This is a genomic window from Pseudomonas tehranensis (assembly GCF_014268615.1).
GTDB lineage: Bacteria > Pseudomonadota > Gammaproteobacteria > Pseudomonadales > Pseudomonadaceae > Aquipseudomonas > Aquipseudomonas tehranensis.
In genome coordinates this window covers 1-6,037 of sequence record NZ_JABWQV010000274.1, presented here as the reverse complement: position 1 = coordinate 6,037, position 6,037 = coordinate 1, and the positions used below count along the sequence as shown (strand labels likewise).

The following is a 6,037-nucleotide window of genomic DNA, read 5'->3' as shown; positions in this document are numbered from 1 at the left end:
GCGGGAGCAAGCTCCCTCGCCACAAGAGCCGGCAAGGCCTTCATGTAAGTGGCAGCCTCACCGCTCAAACAACTCCAACTGCTCAAACCCGCCTCGCAGATCCTCCAGCCGTACCCCTATCCCCAACAACCGCACCGGCTTGCCGCCGCGGTTGAACGCCTGGGTCAATAACAACTGATAACTGCCCAGATCGCGCCCTGCCCCAGCCTGCTCCAGAGTGGTCTGAGTGAAGTCGTGGAATTTCACTTTGACGAACGGCTTGCCCGGTCGATAACTACTGTCGATCCGTGCGATGCGCCCACTCAGGGACTGCATCAGCTCCGGCAACTTATCGAGGCAGCTTGTCAGATCAGGCAGATCGACGTCGTAGGTGTTTTCCACACTGATGGACTGCCTTCGGCTGTCATTGTGCACCAGACGTTCATCAATCCCACGAGCCAGGCTCCAGAGTCGCTCACCGAAACTGCCGAATTCGCGCACCAGCGCCAGCTTGTCCCATTGACGCAACTGCAGGCAGTCGACAATGCCGAGCCGATTCAGTTTGTCGGCGGTCACTTTGCCCACCCCATGCAGCTTGCTCACAGGCAGGGCCGAGACGAAGTCTTCGACCTGATCCGGGGTGATGACGAACAAACCGTTGGGCTTTTTCCAATCGCTGGCGATCTTGGCCAGAAACTTGTTGGGGGCGACGCCAGCGGACACCGTGATGTGCAGTTGATTGGAAACCCGTCGCCGAATGTCCTGGGCGATGCGGGTGGCACTCCCTCCGAAATGGGCACTGGCGGAGACATCCAGGTAGGCCTCATCCAGAGAAAGCGGCTCGATCAAGTCAGTGTAATCGCTGAAGATCGTATGAATTTCCTTCGACGCCTCCCGGTAGGCGTCCATCCGCGGCTTGACGATGGTCAAGTCGGGGCAGAGCTTCAAGGCATGTCCGGATGACATGGCCGAGCGCACACCGTAGGCCCGGGCCTCGTAGTTACAGGTCGCGATGACCCCGCGCCGGTCCGCCGAACCACCCACCGCCAAGGGCTTGCCGGCCAGCCGCGGGTCATCGCGCATCTCGATAGCGGCGTAGAAGCAGTCACAGTCGACGTGGATGATTTTGCGTTGCGTCATAAGAGAAGCGGATGTGCGACGAGTCGGGACGCCAGTATCGCACCGACAACTGTATATAGCACCAGTAGTTGAAAAATCCTTCACTGCGACTGGAAAAACCCACCTGAATTTATTTCTTCAATCGCAGCGAAGCGTCCAATAGAGCGCCAGCCCTTGCCAGGCTTGCGTCACAGCGCTGTCACAATGCCCATGACTTAGGCTAAGCAATTGAAGCTGAACAGATTTTCCTCGCGCCAGGGTTGACAGCCAGCCGATCCTCTGTAGAATGCCGCCACACAGACGCGGGATGGAGCAGTCTGGTAGCTCGTCGGGCTCATAACCCGAAGGTCGTCGGTTCAAATCCGGCTCCCGCAACCAAACATCAAGAAAGGCTACTCGAAAGAGTGGCCTTTTTTGTGGCCGTTTGTTTTTTGAGCAAGGTGTCGTGAAGAGAAGGCATGCGAACCTCGCCCAGCCCCACGGCGACGCAATGCAGACGGCCTGCTTGTAGGACAATTTCCTTTTGATTTCTTGTGTTTAGCTCGGTCGGCGACGAATTGGCCGTTTATTTGACCTCACCACCTTTTAACGGTTGACACTCAGGCGTTCGCCTGTAGAATGCCGCCACACAGACGCGGGATGGAGCAGTCTGGTAGCTCGTCGGGCTCATAACCCGAAGGTCGTCGGTTCAAATCCGGCTCCCGCAACCAAACATCAAGAAAGGCTACTCGAAAGAGTGGCCTTTTTTGTGCCTGTCGAAAAAAGCTTTCATAACAAATATTTTGTAATTATTTTTTTCAGCAGGGATTGGTAACTGAGCAGGTTGCCCCCATCCTGTCGCGCATAGTTCAAGAGGTGATTGATGCGCGCTCACTCGTCGGCCCCACAAGACACTGTTACTGCGGTACAACCGATCAAGGCCGGGCGCTTGCGCTGGCTGGAGCGTATCAGCCAGTACCGTCAGCCTATCGGCCTCGCCATTACGCTGCTGCTGTTCGCCCTTGCATTGATTGCCTGTCGCCACCTGCTGAACGAGCTCGATCTGTACGCTCTGCACGACTCGATCATGCAGGTGCCGCGCTCAGCCCTGCTCGGCGCCGTCACCGCAACTGTCGTCGGATTCGTCATCTTGCTGGGCTATGAATGGTCCGCCAGCCGTTATGCCGGTGTGAAATTGCCCGCGAAAACGCTGATCCTGGGTGGATTCAGCGCTTTTGCGATCGGCAACGCCATCGGACTCTCGTTATTGTCGGGGGGCTCGGTTCGCTACCGGCTGTATGCCCGCCAGGGCCTGGGCGCGACGGATGTCGCCCACATGACACTGTTCGCCAGCCTGTCCCTGGGCTGTGCACTGCCGCCGCTGGCGGCTCTGGCAACCCTCAGTGATCTGCCCGCCGCTTCCGCCGCCCTGCACTTGCCGGCCACCTGGCTGGGAGCGATCTGCGTGGCGGTGCTCCTGCTCACCTGTGCGCTGGCTATTGGCATCTACCGTCGGCGCCTGCCAGAACAGCCCTATCGGGACAGCCTGCTGGTCAAGGCCGGGCGCCGCACCCTGCGCCTGCCGGGCCGGCGCTTGACGCTCCTGCAACTGATCATCACCACGCTGGATGTCGCGGCGGCCGCCACGGTGCTGTACGTGTTGTTGCCCGAAACACCACCGTTCGGCGCGTTCCTGCTGGTGTACCTGTTGGCGCTGGCAGCCGGCGTGCTCAGTCATGTACCCGGCGGGGTCGGGGTGTTCGAGGCGATCCTGCTGGCGGCCTTTGCCGACAAACTGGGGGCCGCGCCATTGGCCGCCGCGCTGCTTCTGTATCGCTTGATCTACGTGCTGTTGCCGATGCTGGTGGCCTGTGTGCTGCTATTGATCAATGAAGCGCAACGGCTGTTCCAGACCCGTCAGTCCCTGCGGGTTGCCTCGGGCCTGGCGGCGCCGATCCTGGCGGTGCTGGTGTTCCTCTCGGGCGTGGTGCTGCTGTTTTCCGGTGTGACCCCGGAGATTGATACGCGCCTGGAGCACATTGGTTTCCTGATCCCTCATCGGCTGGTGGACGCCTCGCACCTGGGCGCCAGCCTTGTAGGCGTGTTGTGCCTGTTGCTCGCCCAGGGCCTGCGCCGTCGCTTGTCCGCCGCCTGGATGCTGACCACCGTTTTACTGTTGGTGGGCGCCCTGCTCTCACTACTCAAGGGCTTCGATTGGGAAGAGGCCACGCTGTTGACGCTGACGGCCAGCTTGCTGGCGGTGTTCCGACGTTCGTTTTATCGTCCGAGTCGCCTGACCGAGCTGCCATTTTCGCCGCTGTTTCTGATTGCCAGCCTGTGCGTGCTCGGTGCGTCGATCTGGCTGCTGCTGTTTGCTTACCAGGACGTGCCCTACAGCCATGAACTGTGGTGGCAATTCACCCTCGATGCCGACGCCCCTAGAGGTCTGCGCTCACTGCTGGGCGCGGCGGTGCTGCTGGTGGCGGTGTCCCTGACCTGGCTGCTGCGTACCGCCCGACCGGTGATCCAGCTGCCGGCGGCAGAAGAACTGGAGCGAGCCAAAAAGATTCTCATGGCCTCTTCGCAGCCCGACGGTGGCCTGGCCTTGACCGGTGACAAGGCACTGCTGTTTCACCCCAACGACGAAGCGTTTCTGATGTATGCCCGCCGTGGCCGCAGTCTGGTGGCGTTGTACGACCCGATCGGCCCCACCCAGCAACGCGCTGAAATGATCTGGCAGTTCCGCGACCTGTGCGATACCCATCATGCGCGTCCGGTGTTCTACCAAGTGCGCGCCGAAAACCTGCCGTACTACATGGATATCGGCCTGACGGCGATCAAGCTGGGTGAAGAAGCACGGGTCGACCTCAAACATTTCGATCTCGAAGCCAAGGGCAAAGAGATGAAGGACTTGCGCTACACCTGGAACCGCGGCACCCGGGACGGTCTGTCGCTGGAGATCCACGAACCGGGCCAGGCGCCAATGGATGAACTGAAGGTCATTTCCGACGCCTGGCTGACCGGCAAGAACGTGCGGGAGAAGGGCTTTTCACTGGGCCGCTTCAGTGATGACTACCTCAAGCATTTTCGCATCGCAGTGATTCGTTTCGAAGGCCGTCCGGTGGCATTCGCCAATCTGCTGGAGACGCACAGCCATGAATTGGCCAGCCTGGACTTGATGCGCGCCCATCCCGACGCCCCGAAACTGACCATGGAATTCATGATGGTCGGGCTGATTCAGCATTACAAAGCCCACGACTATGCCCGCTTCAGCCTCGGAATGGTCCCCCTGTCGGGCCTGCAACCGCGACGCGGCGCACCGCTGACCCAGCGCCTGGGTTCGATGGTGTTCCGCCGTGGCGAACAGCTCTACAACTTCCAGGGCTTGCGCCGCTTCAAAGATAAATTCCAGCCTGACTGGGAACCTCGTTACATGGCCGTGCCCGCCGGACTTGATCCGCTGGTAGCCCTGGCCGATACCGCCGCCCTGATTGCAGGCGGCCTGACTGGATTGGTGAAACGCTGATGATGCAACGCTCCTGGCGATACGTAGTGGCCACCCTGTTGGTGTTGGCGGTGATTCTCGGTGGCGGTTACTGGTACTGGAACCGCCCTGCCCCGCAACCAACACTTGAACAGCTGTCGCCGGTCGACGGTGCCCCCATGACCCGGATCACTCCCGGCACCCCGCCCCGCGCCCATGTGCTGGTGGCGGTCAACGAAGACCAGAAACTCAGCGACACGCAATTGCTGACCCTCAGCCGCAGCGGCTCGGCGCAGATCGTCCAAGTGATCCTGCCCAAGGACTGCATGCTGCAAGGCCGTGCCCTGCAGGCCGGCCTGAAGCAGCTCCAGGGGCCGGCGACGCTGGTCAGCGGTATCGGCCCCGGAGCCGTGCTGGCCTGGCGCTGGCTGGCCGAGCAGAAGAACGACAAGGCCCAGGCCGTGTCGGTGGACCTGGCCCTGGAAAAACCCGGCTGCACCCACCTGCTGCCTAAAAGCGCGGCCCACGGCCACTGGCTGGTGGCCTGGAATGACAACCCCGACGACACCAGCGCCGGTTTCGTACGGGATCAACCGAACGCTGAAACCAGCATCAGCAACTACGACATCAACCTGCCACAGGTGCTGAACAACGAACTGCACAAGATCCTGGTAGGCACCGACCAGGGCGGCCTGAGCATTCCCGTGGTAGAAGTGCCCGCCAGCCAGGCCCGGGACACCGTGACGCTGTTTCTCTCCGGAGACGGCGGCTGGCGGGACCTGGACCGGGACGTGGCCGAAGAAATGGCCAAGATCGGTTATCCGGTCGTCGGCATCGACACCCTGCGTTACTACTGGCAGCACAAGAGCCCGGAACAAAGCGCCCAGGACCTCACCGAACTGATGCAGCACTACCGTCAGGTCTGGGGCACCAAGCGCTTCATCCTGACCGGTTATTCCTTTGGCGCCGACGTGCTGCCCGCCATCTACAATCGCCTTCCGGCCAGCGAGCAGCAAGGGGTCGACGCAATCATCCTGCTGGCCTTCGCGCGCACCGGCAGCTTCGAGATCGAAGTCGAAGGCTGGCTCGGCAATGCCGGCACCGAAGCCGCCACGGGCCCGGAAATGGCCAAGCTGCCCGCCGACAAAGTGGTGTGCATCTACGGCGTAGAAGAAGCGGCTGAAAGTGGCTGTACCGACAAGACCGCGGTGGGCGAAGCCATCCAGCTACCGGGTGGCCATCATTTCGACGAGAACTACCCAGCACTGGCCAAGCGCCTGGTGGACGAAATCAATAAGCGGCAGCACAAAGGTGCCGAACAGTGAACTGAGCCTGGTTTTTTGTGAACGCTGCGAACCTAATGTGGCGAGGGGATTTATCCCCATTGGGTTGCGAAGCAACCCTCTGGATTTTCCTGGGTTCATGACCTGTGCGAGTGCTTCGCACTCGAGCGGGGATAAATCCCCTCGCCACAGG

3 protein-coding genes and 2 tRNA genes are annotated in these 6,037 nt (G+C 60.8%); 4 read left to right on the top strand and 1 reads right to left on the bottom strand.

Annotated elements, in window-relative coordinates; all coding sequences use genetic code 11:
- Nucleotides 1–57 precede the first annotated feature (57 nt).
- The gene (gene dinB, locus HU811_RS23825) at nt 58–1,119 is read right to left on the bottom strand and encodes a DNA polymerase IV (RefSeq protein WP_076386106.1); all 1,062 of its coding nucleotides are present in this window, start codon (nt 1,117–1,119) and stop codon (nt 58–60) included.
- 280 nt (nt 1,120–1,399) lie between these two features.
- On the opposite strand from dinB, the gene HU811_RS23820 reads away from it, so the two are divergent.
- The 4 genes from HU811_RS23820 to HU811_RS23805 all read left to right on the top strand — a co-directional run bounded on the left by HU811_RS23820 (nt 1,400) and on the right by HU811_RS23805 (nt 5,886).
- Nucleotides 1,400–1,476, top strand: a tRNA-Met gene (locus HU811_RS23820).
- 255 nt (nt 1,477–1,731) lie between these two features.
- Nucleotides 1,732–1,808 (top strand) — tRNA-Met (locus HU811_RS23815).
- A 152-nt stretch (nt 1,809–1,960) separates the two neighbouring features.
- Nucleotides 1,961–4,603, top strand: a complete 2,643-nt coding sequence (gene mprF, locus HU811_RS23810; RefSeq protein WP_186658411.1) for a bifunctional lysylphosphatidylglycerol flippase/synthetase MprF — start codon at nt 1,961–1,963, stop codon at nt 4,601–4,603.
- Nucleotides 4,603–5,886: a virulence factor family protein gene (locus HU811_RS23805; RefSeq protein ID WP_186658409.1), complete on the top strand. Its 1,284-nt coding sequence runs from the start codon at nt 4,603–4,605 to the stop codon at nt 5,884–5,886. The genes mprF and HU811_RS23805 overlap by 1 nt, the downstream gene beginning before the upstream one ends.
- Nucleotides 5,887–6,037 lie beyond the last annotated feature (151 nt).